20 protein-coding genes are annotated in these 20,637 nt (G+C 54.9%); 18 read left to right on the top strand and 2 right to left on the bottom strand.

What is annotated here, in order from left to right:
• The first annotated feature begins 28 nt into the window (after positions 1 to 28).
• Genes GS535_RS10960 through ureG form a run of 8 tightly spaced genes read left to right on the top strand, consistent with a single transcriptional unit; the run spans position 29 to position 8,428 of the window.
• Complete coding sequence (locus GS535_RS10960; protein WP_160792630.1) at positions 29 to 3,307, top strand: efflux RND transporter permease subunit; 3,279 nt, start codon at positions 29 to 31, stop codon at positions 3,305 to 3,307.
• 16 nt (positions 3,308 to 3,323) lie between these two features.
• Positions 3,324 to 4,166, top strand: coding sequence for an urease accessory protein UreD (locus GS535_RS10955; RefSeq protein ID WP_160792631.1), 843 nt, complete (start codon positions 3,324 to 3,326; stop codon positions 4,164 to 4,166).
• A 53-nt stretch (positions 4,167 to 4,219) separates the two neighbouring features.
• The gene (locus GS535_RS10950) at positions 4,220 to 4,522 is read left to right on the top strand and encodes an urease subunit gamma (RefSeq protein WP_160792632.1); all 303 of its coding nucleotides are present in this window, start codon (positions 4,220 to 4,222) and stop codon (positions 4,520 to 4,522) included.
• Positions 4,506 to 4,853, top strand: coding sequence for an urease subunit beta (locus GS535_RS10945; RefSeq protein ID WP_160792633.1), 348 nt, complete (start codon positions 4,506 to 4,508; stop codon positions 4,851 to 4,853). Before GS535_RS10950 ends, GS535_RS10945 begins: the two co-directional genes overlap by 17 nt.
• Positions 4,850 to 6,556, top strand: coding sequence for an urease subunit alpha (ureC, locus tag GS535_RS10940; RefSeq protein WP_160792634.1), 1,707 nt, complete (start codon positions 4,850 to 4,852; stop codon positions 6,554 to 6,556). Before GS535_RS10945 ends, ureC begins: the two co-directional genes overlap by 4 nt.
• Positions 6,556 to 7,068 (top strand): urease accessory protein UreE, encoded by a 513-nt coding sequence (locus GS535_RS10935; RefSeq protein ID WP_160792635.1) that lies wholly within the window; start codon positions 6,556 to 6,558, stop codon positions 7,066 to 7,068. The genes ureC and GS535_RS10935 overlap by 1 nt, the downstream gene beginning before the upstream one ends.
• An 8-nt stretch (positions 7,069 to 7,076) precedes the next feature.
• Positions 7,077 to 7,772 (top strand): urease accessory protein UreF, encoded by a 696-nt coding sequence (locus GS535_RS10930; protein ID WP_160792636.1) that lies wholly within the window; start codon positions 7,077 to 7,079, stop codon positions 7,770 to 7,772.
• Positions 7,769 to 8,428, top strand: coding sequence for an urease accessory protein UreG (gene ureG, locus GS535_RS10925; RefSeq protein ID WP_160792637.1), 660 nt, complete (start codon positions 7,769 to 7,771; stop codon positions 8,426 to 8,428). The genes GS535_RS10930 and ureG overlap by 4 nt, the downstream gene beginning before the upstream one ends.
• A gap of 13 nt (positions 8,429 to 8,441) precedes the next feature.
• Here ureG and GS535_RS10920 read toward each other — a convergent pair whose 3' ends face one another.
• Positions 8,442 to 10,052 carry a cytosine permease gene (locus tag GS535_RS10920; protein ID WP_160792638.1) on the bottom strand — a complete coding sequence of 537 codons (1,611 nt, stop codon included), beginning with the start codon at positions 10,050 to 10,052 and terminating at the stop codon, positions 8,442 to 8,444.
• 561 nt (positions 10,053 to 10,613) lie between these two features.
• Between GS535_RS10920 and petA the strand changes: the two genes are divergently transcribed.
• The 10 genes from petA (at position 10,614) to GS535_RS10870 (ending at position 18,770) form a co-directional block, all read left to right on the top strand.
• Complete coding sequence (gene petA, locus GS535_RS10915; protein WP_160792639.1) at positions 10,614 to 11,270, top strand: ubiquinol-cytochrome c reductase iron-sulfur subunit; 657 nt, start codon at positions 10,614 to 10,616, stop codon at positions 11,268 to 11,270.
• Between the two features lies 1 nt (position 11,271).
• Positions 11,272 to 12,474: a cytochrome b N-terminal domain-containing protein gene (locus GS535_RS10910; RefSeq protein WP_160792640.1), complete on the top strand. Its 1,203-nt coding sequence runs from the start codon at positions 11,272 to 11,274 to the stop codon at positions 12,472 to 12,474.
• Positions 12,471 to 13,130: a cytochrome c1 gene (locus GS535_RS10905; protein ID WP_160792641.1), complete on the top strand. Its 660-nt coding sequence runs from the start codon at positions 12,471 to 12,473 to the stop codon at positions 13,128 to 13,130. The genes GS535_RS10910 and GS535_RS10905 overlap by 4 nt, the downstream gene beginning before the upstream one ends.
• A 225-nt stretch (positions 13,131 to 13,355) precedes the next feature.
• Positions 13,356 to 13,562, top strand: coding sequence for a cold-shock protein (locus tag GS535_RS10900; protein ID WP_160792642.1), 207 nt, complete (start codon positions 13,356 to 13,358; stop codon positions 13,560 to 13,562).
• Between the two features lie 95 nt (positions 13,563 to 13,657).
• The gene (locus tag GS535_RS10895) at positions 13,658 to 13,987 is read left to right on the top strand and encodes a hypothetical protein (protein ID WP_160792643.1); all 330 of its coding nucleotides are present in this window, start codon (positions 13,658 to 13,660) and stop codon (positions 13,985 to 13,987) included.
• 15 nt (positions 13,988 to 14,002) lie between these two features.
• Positions 14,003 to 14,497: a DUF2778 domain-containing protein gene (locus tag GS535_RS10890; protein WP_160792644.1), complete on the top strand. Its 495-nt coding sequence runs from the start codon at positions 14,003 to 14,005 to the stop codon at positions 14,495 to 14,497.
• A complete protein-coding gene (locus GS535_RS10885) occupies positions 14,494 to 14,733 on the top strand; it encodes a hypothetical protein (RefSeq protein ID WP_160799209.1) in 240 nt (79 codons plus the stop codon). The genes GS535_RS10890 and GS535_RS10885 overlap by 4 nt, the downstream gene beginning before the upstream one ends.
• Positions 14,730 to 15,947: a DUF3142 domain-containing protein gene (locus GS535_RS10880; protein WP_160792646.1), complete on the top strand. Its 1,218-nt coding sequence runs from the start codon at positions 14,730 to 14,732 to the stop codon at positions 15,945 to 15,947. Before GS535_RS10885 ends, GS535_RS10880 begins: the two co-directional genes overlap by 4 nt.
• Positions 15,948 to 15,984: 37 nt before the next feature.
• Complete coding sequence (locus GS535_RS10875; protein ID WP_160792647.1) at positions 15,985 to 18,354, top strand: hypothetical protein; 2,370 nt, start codon at positions 15,985 to 15,987, stop codon at positions 18,352 to 18,354.
• Positions 18,351 to 18,770 (top strand): GNAT family N-acetyltransferase, encoded by a 420-nt coding sequence (locus tag GS535_RS10870; protein WP_160792648.1) that lies wholly within the window; start codon positions 18,351 to 18,353, stop codon positions 18,768 to 18,770. Before GS535_RS10875 ends, GS535_RS10870 begins: the two co-directional genes overlap by 4 nt.
• Before the next feature lie 72 nt (positions 18,771 to 18,842).
• Here the strand turns inward: GS535_RS10870 and GS535_RS10865 are convergent, their stop codons facing one another.
• The gene (locus GS535_RS10865; RefSeq protein WP_160792649.1) at positions 18,843 to 20,492 is read right to left on the bottom strand and encodes an acetolactate synthase large subunit; all 1,650 of its coding nucleotides are present in this window, start codon (positions 20,490 to 20,492) and stop codon (positions 18,843 to 18,845) included.
• Positions 20,493 to 20,637: the final 145 nt, after the last annotated feature.

The raw sequence follows: 20,637 nt of genomic DNA, 5'->3' as shown, positions 1-20,637 counted from the left end.
GCAGCCCGACATGCGAGGAGACAGGAGGATGAATTTTTGTCGGTTCTTTATTGACCGCCCCGTTGCCACCACCCTCCTGTCTATCGCTATTTTTCTGGCAGGGATGGTCGCCCTCCCTCTTCTGCCTGTGGCCACCATGCCGGATATCACCGCCACGGCCATTATGGTTGTCGGCTCCCAACCGGGAGCTGACCCACAGCAGATGGCCACCTCGGTCACCACGCCTCTTGAGCGCCATCTGGCCTCGATTGCGGATGTCAAAACGCTCGAGTCCGTTTCAGAAAACGGGCAGACCACCATCACGCTTGAATTCGCTCCCTCACGCAATATCGACGGAGCATTACGCGATGTGCAAGCCGCTCTACGGGCTTCCCGCAGCGACCTCCCAAAAGGCACGTTGGACGCTGACCCAATGGCCTTCAAGCTGGACGGAGGGAACCCGGCCTATCTTCTCCATCTGACCTCACAGCATAGCTCAACAGCCGCTTTGTATGATTTGGCGACGATCCGCGTGCGCCCGCTTCTCGCTCAAGTGCCCGGCGTGGGCCGTGTGGAAGTCTTTGGCGCCTCGACGCCCTCTGTCCGTGTTGAGCTCAACCCGTATCCGCTTTACCGCTGGGGGATTAACCCGGAAGATATTCGCTCGGCCCTAGCCTCAGCTAACGCCTACACCCCCAAAGGATTTATCACATTCCACGGGAAGCGCGTTGAGCTTCGCACCAATGACCAAGCCATCAATAGCGCTCAATATCGTGACTTGATCGTTGGGTATCGCAATAATTTTAACCCGATTTATCTGCGCGACATCGCCACCCTCCGCGATGACGTGCAGGATGTGTATCAAACCAGCTCCTTTAACAATCTTCCCGCCGTCACCATCATGGTGATGCCCCAGCCCCATGCCAATACGGTAGCGATTGTCGATGGGATCAACAAACGGCTTCCCACCCTGCGTGCCTCTCTCCCCGGCACAGTGGATCTCCATGTAGGTGTTGATCTCTCACGCACGATTCGTGCGTCTTTAGTAGATGCCCGCCTCACTCTGGTGGTCTCTATCCTGCTCGTCGTGCTGGTTATTGCCCTTTTCTTCCGCCATGCGGTCAGCACGCTTATCCCGGCCATTACGGTACCAATCGCTCTTTCCGGCGCATTAGCGGTTATGGAAGGGTTTCATTTCTCACTCGATATTCTCTCCCTCATGGCGCTCACCGTGGCTGTTGGCTTTGTCGTAGATGACGCCATTGTCGTGCTGGAAAATATCGCTCGCTTCATGGAGGAAGGCTATAGTCGGCGCGAAGCGAGCATACGCGGTGCTTCCGAAATTACTTTTACGGTGCTGTCCATCAGCCTGTCGCTCATCGCTGTCTTTATCCCCTTGCTATGCATCCCCGGCACGCTTGGTTCCATTCTCTATGAATTCTCTATGACGACCATCGCCACGATTGTTGTCTCTATGGTGCTGTCTCTCACGCTCACCCCCATGCTCTGCGCGCATTTCCTCAAGGTGTCTCCTCCGAACACGCACTCTCATGCGCCGCCATCCAACGCCATCCAACGCGCCGTAATGCTGTTGGAGAAAAGCCTAACGGGCATGACCAACCTCTATGGGCGTTCTGTGCGATGGAGCTTACGGCATCCTGTTCTCGTTGGGCTGACCCTTCCCGGAAGCTTCGTGATCCTTATCATCAGCATCGCTCTTATGCCCAAGGCTCCGATGCCTGACCTCGACTTGGCTATTCTGCGCGGGGTCGTCACGGGGGAGCCTGACCTCTCCTTCCACGCATTAACCCACCGTCTTCATGAGGTCGAAACCATTGTTCGGCAAGATCCCGCCGTAGAATCCGTCTCCGCCTTTAATGAGAACAGCCATTCGGGGCGGTTTTTTATCGTCCTAAAAGACAAGCATCAGCGGGAAAGCATTCCTGTTATTTTGCAACGCCTGCATAAAAACGTCCCCCCTCGAGCCGGGGCTGAGGTGATGTTTACAGCCCTTTCCAGCAGCCGACAGGGAGGGAGTGCCAATACCAGCGGGAACTATCGCTATGTGCTGCGCAGTGACGACAGCGGCCCGCTTTATCACGTCACCCCTCAACTCATCGCGGCGCTGCGCAAAAGCGGCAAGCTTACCAACCTCTCCTCCGATTCAGAGAGTCAGGCATTCTCCGCCAATATTGTTGTCGAGCGTGACCTTGAGGCCCGGTATGGTGTCACCCCTCAGCTCGTGCAAAATGCCCTTTATGACGCCTATGGACAGGCGATTACCTCCACCATCCATCTTCCACTCACCAACCATCGTGTTGTGATGGTCGTAGCCGATCAGTTCCGTCAAAATCCTCGGCTTTTGCACCATCTCTGGCTCTCCACATCTGCAGGAACGGCCGCTGGGGGCATTGCCTCTAACCTCATCCGCGTGCGTGGGGAGGGTACCATCAGCGCACAAAACAGCCTCGCTACCGCCTCTATTACGAACTCGCTGGCTAATCAGCTTTCTGGCACGTCATCAAACGGGGCCGCTGTCTCATCGGCTCGTGAAACGATGATTCCGCTTGATAATGTCGCCAAAATTATCCCTACCCCTCTTCCACTCAGCATCAGCCATCATAATGGTAGTTACGCGACCACCATCTCCTTCGACCTCGCCCAAGGGGTTTCCTATAACGACGCCGTTGAGATCATCCATCAAACCCTCACCGCGTTACATGCGTCCGACACGATCCGGGGGGATTTTACCGGCACGGCGGGAGAGACCAACACGCTCATGGTCAACGCCTTGCTCGCTTTTCTAGCTGCTTTGGCCATCATGTACATTACCTTGGGCATGCTGTATGAAAGCCTTATCCATCCGATCACCATTCTCTCTACTCTTCCCTCTGCTGGGGTGGGGGCTGTGCTTGGTTTATGGGTCTGTGGTCAATCCTTCAGCCTGATTGCCATTATTGGCATTATTTTGCTCACCGGGATCGTGAAGAAAAACGCTATTTTGGTGATCGACTTCGCCCTCCATGCGCAAAAAGAACAGAACCTCTCCCCGCGTGACGCGATTTATCAGGCCTCTATCACCCGCTTCCGCCCTATTTTGATGACCACCCTTGCCGCTGCTCTGGGCGCTATTCCTCTCATGACGGGTGATGGCTATGGCTGTGAGCTTCGCCTTCCCTTGGGCGTGTCTATTTTAGGTGGAATGCTCATTAGCCAGCTCCTCACCTTTTACACCACCCCCATCGTCTATCTCTTTATGGAAGGGCTTAAAGCACGCCTCCTCCGCCTCTTCTCACGCCGTCGCTTCCAGAGCTACAGTGCCTCATAAAACCGAGAGGAGACGCATGACAGGCAAGGAAGACAGCACGTATCTGCAACGCGCAGAAGGGCTCTTTGAGCTAGAAGCCCGCCTGCGTGGCACGCACACACGACGTGGCTCTATGAAGCAAGGGGGCTGTAGCCGGCTGTTATTCCCAAGGCGTGATAGCAGACAGCTTGAAGCCGTCATGATCAATATTTCAGGAGGATTAGCCGCAGGCGACCAGCTTTTAGGCCGCCTTACCTGCCATGAAGGAGCCGACCTCCTCATCAGTGCCCAAGCGCATGAGCGTGTTTATCGTGCCCGTCCCAACGATGCCCCCGCTTGCGTTGAAACAACCTGCACCCTTGCCCCGCATGCGCGCCTAGAATGGCTCCCCCACGGAACCATTCTGTTCGATGGCGCTCGTTTTAACCGACATATGACCGTTGATATGGCCTCGTCCTCTCACTTTCTCTTCTATGAAAGCCGGATTTATGGCCGTTACGCCTCATCTGAACGCCTGCAAACGCTCTCGCTACACGATCGGCTCAGCATCCGTCGGGACGGTCGCCCACTTGTAGAAGAATGCACGGCACTGGAAGACACGCTTATTCAATCCGTTTTGCAGCATCCAGCAATGGGTCATAAGGCCCGCCTTGATGCCACACTCATCATGGTTGCCCCAGAGGTCGCGCGTTTTCTGCCAAAGATACGCCCGCTTTTAGCCGAGCTTGGCAAGGGCTCGTCCTTTGCAGCCTCCTGTTGGAATGATACGCTCATCATCCGTGGTTTAGCCCAGAGCAACTGGGATGTTGAACAGCTTATGGGCCGTCTCCTCCCCATTTTGCGGGAAGGACGCCCCATGCCAACAGGCTGGCGCCTGTGAAAAGACGCATTATGCTGCCCCAACAGGCAGACCGGTAAGGAGCAGGGAAGAGGATGAAACTAACCCCACGCGAAAAAGATAAACTCCTCGTCGCGATGGCCGCCATTGTGGCACGCAAACGCTTAGAGCGTGGCGTCCGCCTCAATTACCCCGAAGCCATCGCCCTCATTACCGACCATGTCGTTGAAGGCGCACGCGATGGACGCACTGTGGCCGAGCTTATGGCCAGTGGTGGCGAGGTTCTCACCCGCGATCAGGTTATGCCCGGTGTTGCTGAGATGATCGCTGACGTGCAGGTCGAAGCCACCTTCCCTGATGGAACAAAATTGGTGACCGTTCATGACCCAATCCGTTAATATCCCGCCGGACTGTCTGCCAGAAGGCGCGATCCCGGGCGAAATTCTTCCCGCTCAAGGGGACATTATCCTCAATGACGGTCAGCCTACCGTGCGTCTTATGGTCATCAATCGTGGTGACCGCCCCGTGCAGGTCGGGAGTCATTACCATTTTGCCGAGGTTAACCCCGCATTAGACCTCGACCGTGCGCAGGCCTGGGGGAAACGGCTGAATATCCCCTCCGGCGGGGCTGTGCGGTTTGAACCAGGACAAGAGCGAGAAGTCACGCTCATCGCCTATCGCGGCAAGCAGCGTATCAGAGGCTTCCACGGAGAAGGGCACGAAAAATGAGCCGCTTATCACGCCATGATTACGCCCATCAATATGGCCCGACAACGGGTGATAGGCTTCGTCTTGCTGATACATCCTTGATTGCAGAAATTGAAAAAGACTTCACAACTTACGGTGAAGAAGTCTGCTTTGGCGGGGGCAAAACGATCCGTGATGGCATGGGCCAATCCCAACACAGCCGCACTGAAGGCGCGATGGATACGGTCATCACCAATGCGGTCATTCTCGACCATTGGGGGATCGTCAAAGCCGATATTGGCCTGAAAGATGGACGAATTGCCGCCATTGGCAAAGCAGGCAATCCCGATATTCAACCTAGGGTAGATATTATTATCGGCCCGGGCACTGAAATCATCGCAGCTGAAGGGCGCATCGTGACCCCCGGCGGGATTGATGCCCATATCCATTATATCTGCCCTCAACAGGTCGAAGAAGCGCTTGCCGCTGGGATCACTACCCTCCTCGGTGGCGGCACAGGCCCAGCGACCGGCACCGCTGCCACTACCTGCACACCGGGGCCGTGGCACCTTGCCCGTATGTTGCAAGCGGCTGAAGGTTTGCCCGTCAATCTCGCTTTCGCGGGAAAAGGAAACGCCTCTCACCCCGCTGCGTTGGAGGAAATGGTGCGTGCTGGGGCAAGCTGCCTCAAACTACACGAGGACTGGGGCTCTACCCCCGCAGCCATTGATTGCTGCCTCTCTGTCGCTGATCGGATGGATGTTCAGGTCATGATCCATACCGATACGCTCAATGAAAGCGGCTTTGTGGAAGACACCATCGCCGCCTTTAAAGACCGCACCATTCACGCCTTCCATACAGAAGGCGCCGGTGGCGGCCATGCACCCGACATTATCCGTGTGGCGGGGTTGCCTAATGTGCTGCCTTCTTCAACCAATCCAACCCGGCCTTATACGGTCAACACGTTGGATGAGCATCTGGACATGCTGATGGTCTGCCATCATCTCAACCCACGCGTGCCAGAAGATATTGCCTTTGCTGAAAGCCGTATCCGTAAAGAAACCATCGCGGCGGAAGATATTTTCCACGATATGGGCGTGCTTTCCATGATGTCTTCAGACAGTCAAGCGATGGGACGGGTAGGCGAAGTCCCGCTGCGTACATGGCAAACGGCCCATAAAATGAAGCAGCAACGCGGTTCTCTCCCCGGTGATGGAGACGCAGACAATAACCGCATTAAGCGCTATCTGGCGAAATATACCATCAACCCCGCCATCGCTCATGGTCTGTCTCACGAGGTTGGCTCAATTGAGGTTGGGAAATTAGCCGACCTCACGCTATGGAATCCCGCCTTTTTCGCTGTGAAGCCCGATCTTGTCGTGAAAGGCGGCACCATCATGTACGCCATGATGGGCGACCCGAACGCGTCTATCCCTACCCCGCAGCCTGTGCATGGGCGCTTCATGTTCGGCGCCTATGGCAGCGCTCTGCCCGCAAGTTGTCTCACCTTTGTCTCTCAAGCCGCTTTGGACGATGATATTGGCCACAAGCTCGGCTTAAAGCGCCGGCTTTCGGCGGTGCGCAATGTGCGCGGCGGGATCGGCAAAGCGGATATGATCCATAATAACACCATGCCAAAGATTGATGTTGACCCCGAAACCTATGAGGTTCGCGCCGATGGCGAGCTGCTCACCTGTGAGCCAGCGCCTGTCCTCCCCATGGCACAAAGGTATTTCTTGTTCTGATGAAAAAGATTATCAACATCCTCCCCGCAGGACGCTGGACTGAAAGCGACGCTGCTGACCAGTTTATCGCTGACTATGAAGGGCGCCATCGCCGCCGCATTGTGCTGACCTTAGAAAGCGGAGAACGCGTGCTGCTCGACCTCAAGCAAGCACGGCTCCTCGCTCATGGTGAAGGGCTCGTGCTGGATGATAACCGGATCATCAAGGTTGTCGCACTGCCGGAGCCTCTGATGGCCGTCACAGCGCGTACACCGCTGCACCTCCTTCAGCTTGCTTGGCATCTGGGCAATCGGCATCTTCCCGCAATGATTGAAGAGCACCGCATTCTCGTCCGGCAAGACCCCGTTATTGCCGATATGATCGCAGGCCTTGGGGGCCATATCCGCTCCCATGAAGCGCCTTTCTCCCCAGAAAGTGGCGCCTACGCAGGACGTAGCGAGCACAGCCACAGCCACAGCCACAGCCACAGCCACAGCCACAGCCACAGCCATGAAGACCATTCCTCTCATTGACGGGCAACATGACTGAGGACAGCACCAGCACACCCACGGCCATAGGAGGGCACGGTTTTCTACCGCTCCTCTCATGGATTTCCCCAGCCTTTCCCACGGGCAATTACGCCTATAGCCACGGGCTGGAATGGGCCGTTGAGCAAGGCCATATCCACGATGTCGCCAGCCTATGCCGTTGGTTAGAAGCCCTCATCAAGCATGGTTCTCTCAAGAACGATCTCATCTTCCTCAACACAGCGTGGGAACAGGGATATGAGGACGAAGCGTTAGCCGACCTTGCGGCCTATGCGTTGGCCTGTGCCTCGTCCCGAGAACGCTATGAGGAAAGCCTGTGGCAAGGCGAGGCCTTCCTCCGCGCCGCTTCTGTCTGGCAATCAGACTGCACAGCCTTGCGGAAAGCCTTTGCGTGCCCGCTTCCCGTTGCACAAGGGCTTGTCTTCCGTCGTGGAAAAGTCGAGCGCCTCGCCGCTCTCCAAGCAGGGGGATATGGCGCTGTGGCCGCTCTGGTCGCTGCTGTTGTGAAGCTGGTACCACTCGGCCAGACAGACGGGCTCAGAGCCCACCAGCATATGGAAGCCATCCTCTCCCAAGCCGCCCAACGCGCCGCCCACAGCACATTAGACGATGTCAGCAGTCTCTGCTTTGCTGCCGACCTCGCCGCTATGCAGCATGAAACACAGAGAACAAGGCTCTTTAGAACATGACAAACCGCCCTTCCCCCACACAGCATGCCCAACATCCCACCTTAGACATCGGTTCTCATGGGCCTTTGCGGGTCGGTATCGGCGGCCCAGTTGGCACAGGGAAAACCGCCCTGATGGACGCGCTCTGCCGCCATCTTCGCCAATCCTACAGCATAGCGGCCATCACCAACGATATTTATACGCGCGAAGATGCCGAGTTCCTCACCAAAGCGGGTTCTCTCCCACCAGAACGGATTTTGGGCATTGAAACCGGCGGCTGCCCACATACCGCTATTCGGGAAGATGCCAGCATCAATTTGGCGGGCGTTGACACACTCACCGAACGCTTTCCCGACCTTGATATTGTTCTGATCGAAAGTGGTGGAGACAACCTCGCCGCGACCTTCAGCCCAGAGCTCGCTGACCTCACCCTCTATGTCATTGACGTCTCCGCCGGGGATAAAATCCCCCGTAAAGGCGGCCCCGGGATTACCCGCAGCGACTTGTTGGTGATCAACAAAACAGACCTCGCCCCGCATGTGGGCGCTGATCTCGGCGTGATGGAACGTGATAGCCGCATGATGCGCGGCCCCCGCCCCTTTAGCTTTACCAATATCCGTTCAGGTGAAGGCCTGGATAAAGTCGCTCGCTTTATTATCGACCAAGGCGGGTTATAACCCGCCCCTTTCTCTACGACTTTCCCCCAATACAGAGAGAGCAGATAATCGCGCCCTCTTCTTCCTCACGCAGCATATCGGGCCGCTCATACGCGTGCCCGCAGCAGGTGCAGCGATAAAGTGTCGTGCTCGCCGTTCCATCCGGTTGGAAGCGTGGCTCTTCCATCCCATCATCGTGACGGCGGAGATACGTCTTGCCCTTCGTCACAATCGCTAAAAAAGGCGTCATCACAATCGCCACGACAAACGCGACCAACGCTGAGTAAGGCTGTAGCCCTGCTCCCAAAACGCCTTCATAGGCCAAAACAGACGCCAATGTTGCAACAATGAAAGAAAGCGTCCCAACAGGGTTGATTGTTGGCAGCATCGTACGGCGAAATTCCGGCTCTTTAGGAGACAAACCCAACAGATATTTATTGAACACAATATCGGCTGCGACCGTCATAATCCACGCAATCGCGCAGTCCGCATACAGGCTGAGGATTGCCTGTAAGACGGCAAACATGTTGCCTTCCATCAAGGCAAGCGCAATGAGCAAGTTAATGACCAAAAACACCAAACGCCCCGGGAAATGCCCCGTAAGACGCGTATAAGCGCTCGTCCATGCAAGAGAGCCAGAATAAGCATTGGTCACGTTAATCTTGATCTGGCTAATGACCACCAGCACGACCGCCAGCACCATCGCCCAAGACGCCGGCACAACCGCCTGAAAAGCCGCTAAAAACTGATGCACGGGCTCGGTCGCAACATGCTCCCCAACGGTTTTAAGAATAAAGACGCCCAGAAAAGCCCCAATCACCTGCTTCAAGGCGCCAAGAATAACCCAGCCCGGCCCAGCGGCAATCACACTCACCCACCATGACATTTTGTTTTGCGGCGTTTTCGTCGGCATAAAGCGCAGATAGTCAATTTGTTCGCCAATCTGAGCCATTAACGCCAACGCAACGCCTGCAGAAAGCGTAATGGCTGAAAAATTCACACCTTCATGACCAGACAGCCCCGCAAACCCCAGAAAATGCGGCATTAAGGCAGGCTGTTTATAGAGCAAGTAACTGACAGGCCCCAGCATAAGGAGCAACCAGACAGGCGTCGTCCAGACCTGCATTTTCGCCAGAGCCTTCATGCCATATAGCACGAACGGAAACACCACCAAGGTTGAGAGCAGATACCCTGCCCATAAAGGCAGCCCCACCCCAAGAGCCAACCCTTGGGCCATGATCGAGCCCTCTAGGGCGAAGAGAATGCAGGTAAAGCTGGCAAAAACCAGCGATGTCAGCACAGACCCGCCATAGCCAAACCCAGCGCCACGCGAGATCAGATCAAGGTCGATATTATACCGCGCGGCATACCATGCGAGGGGGAAGCCGCTGATAAAAATAATCACCGCAGCAAGGAGAATGCCCAAAATCGCGTTCCATGTCCCATAGGACAACGCAATAGACGCACCGATCGAAAAATCCGCTAAATACGCAATGCCGCCCAGCGCGGTGATCGCCACCGTCACCGGTGCCCAACGGCGATAATGGCTCGGGGCATAACGAAGGGGGTAATCATCCTCCGCACGACCTTGCTTATCCGCTGTAGAGTGTGTGGAAGATGATGGGTTCTGCGTGCCTATACTCACAATACGACTCTCCTTTGCGGGAGAAGAGCATAGGATATTTATAACGGTATCGGAATATGTAAAGTGAACTTATCCTAAATTTATATTAAACGACATTTTATTTCATTATGTCGACTGTTTCCAGCGCATATATGCACACATTAATATAATGCGCATCATTAGTCAGAAGGGGAAAACCATGTTTGAAACAGAGATATTCTTTTCTGAAACATGTAAGAGACCGCGGTATAATGGCGTGCTCTCTGGGTATAGGCCCTGCCATCAATTTAAACGTCTTCCCGGTAAACTTTGGTCGGGAATACATTATTATAATGATCCCAATAGATTCTATCGTGCAGGAGATAGGTTACCTTGCATTATAGAGCTTGTCTGTTGGGACACTATTAAAAATTCTATCTTTGAAGGGGACTGTTTCCTCATTAGTGAAGCCTCTCGAAAAATCGGCATTGGTAAAGTGACATCTATAGACCACTCATTTTCATATGGATCATGACAACCCGACAAAAAAATTGCACCACCCGACCTTCCCTCATAAAATACGCAACGAATGGAGGGGACATTATGAGCGACAGACCACAGCAGCCACACCCGGCGGATCGACCCGATGATGGCCCCACGCGGCGTGATGTCATTGGCCTGAGCACGGCTGCCCTCGGAGGGGCCGGTGTCTGCGCCCTGAGCGTGCCGTTTCTTGACAGTTTGCGCGGCCCTCATGCCGCGACCAATGGTGATGCCGTCCAGAATGCTGTGGTGGATGTTGATGTCAGCGACCTCGCTCCGGGCGGGCAAAAGACCGTTCTTTGGCAAGGCTTCCCCGTGTCCATCCAACGCCGCACACCGGCCATGATCGCCGCCCTGTCTGCCCCAGAGCTTATCGCGCAACTGCGTGACCCCAACTCTTCCGTTCTTCAACAGCCCCATGATGCCGTCAATGCGCATCGCTCCCTAAAGGCAGACTATGGGGTATTTATTACCATCTGCACCCATCTTGGCTGCATCCCCAACCTGCGCGACCTGCCCAGCCTGCCCGCTTCCGGTGGGTTTTTCTGCCCCTGCCACGGGTCACAGTTTGACGGGGCTGGTCGGGTACTGCGTGATATGCCAGCCCCCTACAACCTCCCTGTGCCGCCCATGCATTATCTCAGCCCCACGGTGATCCGCCTCGGTGAAAGCAAGGCTGACCCTCATTTTAACATCGCCTCCATTCAGCAGATTTGACATGACACAGCCTTCTTCATCCGACACGAACGCCACAGGCTGGCTTACACGACGCCTTCCGTTTCTGGCCCCTCTTCACCGCCACATGACGCAATTCCCCATGCCGCCAGTCAATGGCTGGTGGGGGCTTGGGGCCTGCCTCATTGTCGCCTTGTGCTTGATGGGTCTCAGCGGGCTTTTTTTGGCCCTTAATTACACACCGGATAGTCAGCAAGCGTTTAGTGCGATTGAAGAAATCCAGCGACGCGTTCCCTCTGGCTGGCTCATCCGCTCCATCCACACCACAGGCGCTACGATGCTGTTCGCCGCTCTCTACCTCCATGTCGGGCGCGGCCTCTGGTATGGCTCCTATAAAGCCCCGCGAGAGCTCGTCTGGCTCAGCGGGCTTGTACTCCTCCTGCTTTTCATGGTCACCGCTTTTGCGGGTTATGTCCTACCTTGGGGGCAGATGTCCTATTGGGGCGCGACGGTTATCACCCATGCTGTGGAAGCCATTCCCGCTATCGGCAAGCCGCTCATCAATGTTCTTCTTGGTGGCGAAGGACTTGGTACCATCGCACTGCATCGCTTCTTCGTGCTGCATTTTGCGCTAGGCTTTATCGTGCTCGCCATTGTCGGGCTGCATGTGGTTTTCCTCCACGGTGTCGGGTCAAGCAACCCAACGGCAGATAGCCCACAGCCGATCACACAAACCCGCCCTTTCAGCCCCTATTATATCAGCAAAGACGGCGTGCTCGTCTGTGTCTTCCTCCTTATATACGCGGGGCTGCTCTTCTTCCTGCCAGATTGGATCGAGAAGACCAGTAACATCATTCCTGCTAATCCGCTCAAAACACCCAGCGATATTACACCGGAATGGTATCTTGCCCCCTTCTACGCCATGCTCCGCGCAGTACCGTCACGCTTGGGCGGGCTGATCGTCGCGGCGCTGAGCGTGCTTGTGCTGTTCGCGCTGCCTTGGCTAGACCGCTCCCCACGCCATAATGCCACCTATCGCCCTGTAGTCCGTCTTGGCTTACTGCTCGTCTTTGTGGCCTTTATCACCCTAGGAGCCGCCGGGCTGCACAGTCCTACGGCGCTGTGGCTCTGGCTAAGCCGCGTAGGGTTGGTCGTCTGGTTGGGCGTTTTCCTCATTCTCCTCCCCCTCACCGCGCAACGCGAACGCCGCCTTGCACGTAGCCCTCAGGAGGGCTCACACTCATGAAACACCTTGCCCTCCTTTCTGCTCTTCTCATCACAGGTTTGAGCGCCACATCGGCCCATGCGGACACCGCTGAGCAACGCGGTTTGTTCGTCTTCCAGCATGTGTGCAGCAGCTGCCACGGGATGAGCCAAGCCCATTATGGCGATATGGCCACTCTGAACCCCTCTCTCCCCGCCTTGGAGGAATGGAGCAAGCAGCGCCACGCTGACCTTAACAGCCCGATTGCCTCGCCCTATCCTAATGAGGCCGTTGGGAAAGCAGCTAATGGAGGGGACTTCCCCCCTGACCTTTCCCATATTGCACGCACAATCAAAGGAGGCCCCAGCTATATCGAAACGATGCTGCACAGCTACACGGCTCCACCACCGGGTGTCGTTCTAGCGCCTCATACGTACTATAATCCCGTCGCACTCACCCATCATCATCGCTTTAAAATGCGCCCACCCCTGCAAAACCACATGCTGAGCTATCCCGATGGCACGGAGGCCACCACCGTTCAGATGGCTCATGACGTAACCGCTTTTCTGGTCTGGAGTGATGATGCCCACAAAGCTAGCCGCACGTTAATCGGCAGCTGTGTAATGGCCTATTTACTCGTCATGCTTGGGCTCATCCTCTGGCTTAAACGCCTCATTTGGCAGCGCAAACCACGCTAAACCCAGCCCTCCTTAGAAGCCCCACTCTCTACACGGAAAATAAAAATGCATGGAAGTGACTAAAAAAGCTTGCCTCTTTGTCTTTTAACAGGCAGGGTGTCCTAGAAAGTGGGTGCTTCTATGATGAGGCTGACGGCACGTTGCCTTCCAGTATCTCTGTAGTTGTTTTGATCGCGAAAAACGTTCTTATTCGCGGCCACTTGGTTATTACGAAGGAGCCTCGTTATGAAAACAGGCACCGTTAAATGGTTCAACGCAACAAAAGGCTTCGGCTTCATCACGCCTGACATGGGTGCTGACGATGTCTTCGTCCATATTTCTGCGCTTCAAAGCTCAGGCCTTCAGGGTCTTAATGAAGGACAGAAGATCTCTTATGAGATCGAGGCAGGACGCAACGGCCGCGAAGCTGCTGTGAACCTCCAAGCTGCTTAAACAACTCTGTTGTGTAAGCTTCTAAGAAGACCGTCCTTTTGGACGGTTTTTTTATGATATAGGCTCATGAAGTCCGTCGTTATGGAGTCGTGTTCATGTCCCTTCGTTTCATTCCTATGATCGTCTTAATTGGCATGAGTATGCTGGCTCCTTCAGCAGCGCACGCTGTGTGTTCCCTCAACCAAACCTTGCCGTATCATTACCCCGCGCAACGGATGGATGAAACGCTCCAAGATTTCGCCCATCATTCCGGCTGCTTTGTGCAGATCAGCCCTGACGCGCTGAAAGACCATCAAACAGCGTCTCTTCATGGGCGCTATCGTCCCCTGACTGCCTTGCGTCGATTGATCCGCCATATTCCTAATTTACGAGCTGAAAGCACAGAAGAAGGTTTGCTCGTGCGTGAAATCCGCCATCGCACGTAAAGGGAACGATGTTCCATGCTGCTGGCACCTCTCCTGCTGACCTTCTCTCTCAATAACCAGAGCATGAGCACGTTGACCGTGCCCGGCCTCGGCACGTTCCCCGCTTACTCAGGCAATAAACGTGCGATTAATGACCCAGCCTCCGTCACCTCTGCGCATAATGGGCCGCTGCCCCCTGGCCGCTATTATATTGTGGATCGGCAAGACCGCCCCAGCGTTGGACGATACCTGATTGACCTCGCCCATCTCGTCCTTGGTGAAGACCGCCAAACATGGTTCAGCCTCTACCGTGATGATGGCACGATTGATGACCGCACAACGGTTGACGGCCATCCACGCAGCAGCTTTCGCCTCCATCCCAGCGGATATTTTCGCCTTTCCGAAGGCTGTTTAACCCTACAATCACGCCATGACTTCCAGCGCATTCGTGCTTTCTTGCTCACCCATGGCGCAACCGACCCTGTGCCACACACCACCTTACGCAGCTACGGCATGGTTGAGATCAAATGACACGGCTCATCATCGTCACGCCCTGCGTGCTCGCTCTCACACTCTTTTTCATGCGGCTTTATGATCTCTGGCTGCCCTCATCCGTCATCGCGCTCATGCTGGATGTCAGCAAGCGTTATGATTGCGACACGGCGTGGCTTTACACTGGCGGGGCGGGCGTACTCTGCTTTCCCTGCGCTGTATTAGTGATAGCAAGCGCCACCGCTCTAGCGCGCTCTTGGAGGCGGCCTCAGTGAGGCCCCTTTTCCACGGACGCCTTTGCCTCGCTCTTGCAGCCTCACTCCTGCTGGCAGGCTGCAAACATCATCATAAAGCAACGCAGCTCCCTCATGAGGCCTATATTTGGCAACGTCATTGGACAGCCCCCCTGCATGAGGCCCTCACCCGTAGCACCCCACTCATCAGCCGCTGGCATGTTTTAAGCGCAGAATTAGAACGCACGGGCCATTGGAGCGACACCCATCCTGACCTCATTGCCTTACAGCACACACACCGCCCTATCATCGCTGTTTTTCGCCTCAATGGACGACTTGCCCATTGGGATCATCGCGCCGTCATGGATCATATCACCGCTCTTCTGACGCAATGGAAACAGCACGGACTATCACCAAGCGGCATTGAAATTGATTATGACGCCGCAGCAGATCGGCTCAGCGACTATGCTGCTTTTCTCCACCAGCTACACCAGACCCTTCCGCCATCACACACGCTCTGGATCACCGCTCTGCCGTCCTGGATGGCGTCTTTCCATCTCGACGAAGCGCTTCAGCAAGCCGACCATGTCGTGCTCCAAATTCACGCTGTGCGTAACCCACGTCTCGGTCTTTTTGACGCAAGAGTTGCTCAGCGCTGGCTCACGCAATTCGCCACGCGTCGCCATGGCCCTTGGTCTGTTGCACTCCCTGCCTATGGCTCTCGCGTAAGCTGGGATGAGCAAGGGCGGATCACCAGTGTGAGGAGCGAAGCCGCCACGTTCACCGAGACCAACATCCATGCCGAACTGCTTGCTGACCCCACCGTGATCGCCTCTTTTATTCACGATGAAGAGCGCATCCCGTTGGACGGTCTGCAAAGCTGGGTGTGGTTCCGTCTCCCCAGTGCAGAAGACCAACGCGCCTGGAGCCTCCCCACATGGCATGCTGTCCTCTCCCATCAGCCATTACGCAGCACAATCACCGTTCATGTCATGCAAACCGAACCTGCCCTATATGAACTCAGCCTGCGTAATGACGGAACCATCGACGCTCTTCTGCCCCCAACTCTGACCGTGCAAACCGCCTGTCCTTACACAATGGACGGCAGTCATGGCTACACGCTGACCCTGTCCTCCCCCGTCCCGCGCCTAGAACGCCGCACGAATGGGTTGCTTTCTCCGGGCCATTCCCGCACGATTGGTTGGGTTCGGTGCCAGAATGATACGCCCCATATGGTGATAGGCACGCCGTCATAGTCCTTTGTCTGTTCACCCTTTATGGTCAGTCCCCCTCATGGCTCTCAAAACACGCACCCTCACGCTCTCTCTTTTTCTCCTCACAGGCACAGCCAGCGTGTGGGCCTGCGGGCCTTTCTTTCCAGAGGGGCTTTTATTCGATCGTACAGAGACCTTCGCGAAAACGCCTAATAATGGCTTTGTGTACGAACTTTCACAGATTCTCCCATCTATCCCCCATAAAGAACCAGAGCTTGAGCGTTCAGAAACGGACGATCAACTGATTGATACAACGCTCAAAGCGCTGCCTCCCGCGCAACACACCCTGTATAACCATCTTCTCACCACGGCTCATTCCGGCGATGACGCCTATGCTCACGGCGCAGCCTTGCCTGAAGCATTCCGCCTCTACGTGGCTGCCGCACGTGACTATCACCTCTGGCGTTCTCATCCGCGCCATGATCGTTCCGCTGCCATTTTAGAACGCCTCACCGCCATTACGCGTCTGCCTGCTACGGTCAGCCAACCTCGCCTCGCTTGGGCGTTTTACATGATTGGGGAAGTCCACGCCCATCGGCAATTTCTACACGGCTACGCATTCTCTACCGAAACCGATAGCGCAGCGCGCGCCTTCCAACAAACCCGCCAGGTCGTCGAAGCCGGAGCCCCTGATCCGCTTGCTCTCGCTCATCAAAGCTATGGAGAAGAAGCCGCTCTCTTCCTTAATAATGGCGAGAAACGCTGTGTCTGGACGGATTTCTTTTATTCCAAGCCATGCGCTGATGATGTTGAACTTTCTGACCTCCATCATGCCATTGCCCTATACACCCAGCAGCAAGCGGATGGCTGGATCCCTCATGATGATCTGACACCCAACGATTCATCCCTCGACTCTCTCGCCGTGATCGCCGGATGGGCCTTAAACTCATCCTCTGAGCTCTCCTCTCTCATTCAAGAGCCCCTCACACGCCGCGTATTGGTCGCTTTTGCCCTCAGTGATTATTCTGATAGTACAGCAGACGCCCATCAACATCTTCTGAACGCCTTCAAAAACAACCCCACTCTCACTGTTGAGAATGCCGACCAGCTCGCAGCTCTCGCCTATCATGAAGGCTCTTATCGTGAGGCCTCTATCTTAGCTTCACACAGCCATAGCCCCCTTGCCGCGTGGATACAGGCTAAAATTGCCATTCATGATGGACACACAAAAGACGCTGCCACCTTTTACGACCACGCCATCCAAGCCCTGAAAGCCAATCCTCAACAGCTTAGCGATGATAATATAACGCTCCTCAAGGGAGAACATGGCATACTTCAACTCGCACAAGGCGATACTCTCCAAGCGTTCAATATTTTCTTTAACGCTGTCATGTTTGAGCCAGGACAAGCTGTGACAGAAGACGCCACCGATGCTGCAAGTTCAATGTCCTCCACTCCAGATTTTGACCAGCTGCACGACGCAGGAAGCTATAGTTCACGCAGTGAACTCAGCGCAGACCTCTCTTATCTAGCGGAACGTATCCTGACCGTTGATGAGCTTAAAACCTTCATAGACCGACGCCTTCCTCAAAAGAGCATCTTAGCCCAAGAGTCTGATATTTCCTCTGATATTGGACTGCTCTACAACCTCCTTGCCCGTCGCCTCGTGCGTGAAGGCCGGCCTGAAGAAGCCCTCCCTTATTTCTACACGATCGCACAGGCCCACCCGGACGCTTCGTCAAGCAATCCGTCTTACAATGTTGTGCTATATCCCTACGATAAAACACAGGCCTATATCCGAGCACTGAAAAAGGCTCATAACAGTCTCGATCCTATCTCTGCCGCGCAAGGATGGTTTGAAGCGGCAAACATCGTCTATAATGATGGCATGGCCATTATGGGATATGAGCAATCACCCGATTATGTCAGCTCTTTTGGCGGAAGCTATGCTGAGGGCAGCGGCCCGACCTCCGTCGCCCAAGCCCCTATGACCCCCAAAGAAAGCTATGACGACAAAGTCTACCCAACCTATACGGCCCCCATTGAAACAGCACGCTACAACGCCTCACGCCCTCACCCAGTTGATGCGCGCTTTCATTATCATTACCGCGCTTATAATTTGATCCGCAAAGCCAGTACGCTTCTACCACCTCATTCACAGGCTTTTGCGATGGTGCTGTGCCAAGGCATTCAATGGAGCCTTCATGATGGGGAGCAAGGAAGTGATGTGGCACGTAATTTATATCAGCGCTATATTGATGAGGGTGCTTACGGGCCCTTTTCAGCGTCTATTGGCCCCTATAAGACACGTTGTGCGGCACCCGATTTTGAGGGGGCCCGCTATTTTGACGAACGCGCCTTTGGTCGTAAAATTCTTCGCTTTTTCCATCTGAACCGCTGGTTTTCCCAACACCCCGCAGCCTCTCAGCCCAAGAAAGCCACGCCATGAGTGCCTTCATTACCGTTCGTTCTCTTTGTGTTGATGAGTGCCTGCCAATCCGTCAACGCGTGCTGTGGCCCAAACACACACAAGAACAATGCCGCGTGCCCGATGATGAGCATGGCACGCACTTGGGTCTCTATGTTGAAGGAGAGCTCGTCGGTTGTGGCTCGCTTTTTACCCTCAATGACCAAGAAATACGATTACGGAAATTTGCTGTCTTGCCAGAGCATCAAGGCCAAGGGCTGGGCTCGCGTCTTTTTAATGCCCTCATCAGCACAGCACGGGCTCACAACGCCACACGCCTTGTCTTCGATGCCCGCACCAGCGCAACGGACTTCTACCAAAAGCGCGGGTGCCAAACGGTTGGTGATGTTTTCGACAAAAGCGGCGTGCCCTTTATCCGTATGCAACGCCCGCTCTAACAAAACGGCCCCTTACCGCACTTGCCATGCGGTAAGGGGCCGCGTTTGATCCATGATTGAGACGCTAGAGCGTTAGAAGCTCATCGTCAGTTGACCAAGACGGTCGGTCAGACGCTTATTTTCGCGATAATCAACCGGGCAAGCGATGACCGATACACCTTCTTCAGCAAAAGCCTTTTCGAGCGTGGGCACGAATTCTTCAGCTGAGTTGACGTAATGGCCGTTCGCACCGTAGCTCTTTGCATGGGCCACGAAGTCCGGATTTTTGAAGTCCACACCAGAATGGCGGCCTAGATCCATCTCCATTTTCCATTTGATCAACCCGTATGAGTCATCAACCCAGATCAGCACTTTGAGCGGAATATTCTCACGCACCGCTGTTTCAAGCTCCTGAGCGTTCATCAGGTAAGACCCATCGCCCATCACAGCCAGAATGCGACGTTCTGGATACGCCAAATGCGCACCAATCGCTCCCGGCAGGGCAAACGCCATCGTGGATAGACCGTTCGACATCAGGCAGGTCAGCGGCTTGTAGGTTGGATACAGACGCGCCATCCACATCTTCACCGCACCTGTATCAGCCAAGACGATGTCATCATCGCCCATAACCTCACGGATCCCCATCACAATGCGCTGCGGCTTAATCGGTACCCCGACATCGTCCGCCCCCATTTGACGTTCAGCAGCCAGAAGCTCCTGAATCTTCGGCGTTGGCTGCGATTGGAATGACAGACCATGAGCGGCCTCATGCAGGGCTTCCATCCCAAGGGCAATATCACCAATCACACCCACTTCCACGGTGTAACAGGCGTCTGTTTCCGCCGGAATGGTGTGCATATGGATCACCTTCTTATCCCCTGCCGGGTTAATCCGTGCTGGGGCGAACTCTTGCAGCTCATACCCAATGGACAGGATAAGATCGGATTCATCAAAAGCGAAATTTTCATAATCGCGACGCATAAAGCCAATCACGCCCAGCGCGAGGGGGTGACGGTCATCAATCACGCCTTTCCCCATAAAGGTCGTCGCGACGGGAATATTCAGCGCCTCAGCCAGCTCAACAAGAGCTTTAGAGGCCCCTGTACGGGCCACACCATGACCGGCCATAATGATAGGATGTTTCGCACTCTTTAGCGCTTCAACCGCCGCCTCAATATGAGCTGGGTCAGGGCGCCCTTGCCCAATCTTCCCGGCACGCAACGGTTTAATATCATCTGGCAAACCCATTGCTTCCACATCCTGTGGAATAGCCAAGTATGTCGCCCCCGGACGTTCATCTTGCGACAAGGCAAACGCTTTACGGATCATTTCCGGCACAGAGGCCGGGGTCATCACCGTTTCTGCCCATTTTGTCGCAGGGCCAAACATCGTTTGCAGGTCAATAACCTGATGGCTTTCTTTATAAATACGGTTTAGCCCAACCTGCGCACTCATCGCCACCAAAGGGGAGCTATTGGTTTGCGCATCAGCAACCCCAAGCAGCAGGTTAATGGCACCGGGGCCAACCGTGGCCATACACACACCGGCTTTACCTGTCACACGGCCGTAAATATCAGCCATGAACGCCGCTCCTTGCTCATGCCGCGTTAGGATAAAGCGAATACCTGACCCCTCTAGCGCATCAACAAAATGAATATTCTCTTCACCAGGAAGGCCGAAAACGTACTCTACGCCTTCTGCCTTCAGGGCCTCGACGAAAAAACTCGCAACACTCTTTCCCATGATCGGTCTCCTGTTCGGGACGGAAGGCAAAATTGCCTCGCCACACACCAGAAAGCGCCTGAAACGGCAACCCCCTTTTTTTACAAGATCGGAATAAATAAGACGTTTTCCGCCATATTGGCCCTTCTTGAAGCCATTAAGCCAC

Source organism: Saccharibacter sp. EH611 (genome assembly GCF_009834765.1).
Lineage (GTDB): Bacteria > Pseudomonadota > Alphaproteobacteria > Acetobacterales > Acetobacteraceae > Saccharibacter.
Note: the sequence above shows the minus strand (reverse complement) of the source record. Positions and strands in the feature narration are given on the sequence as shown.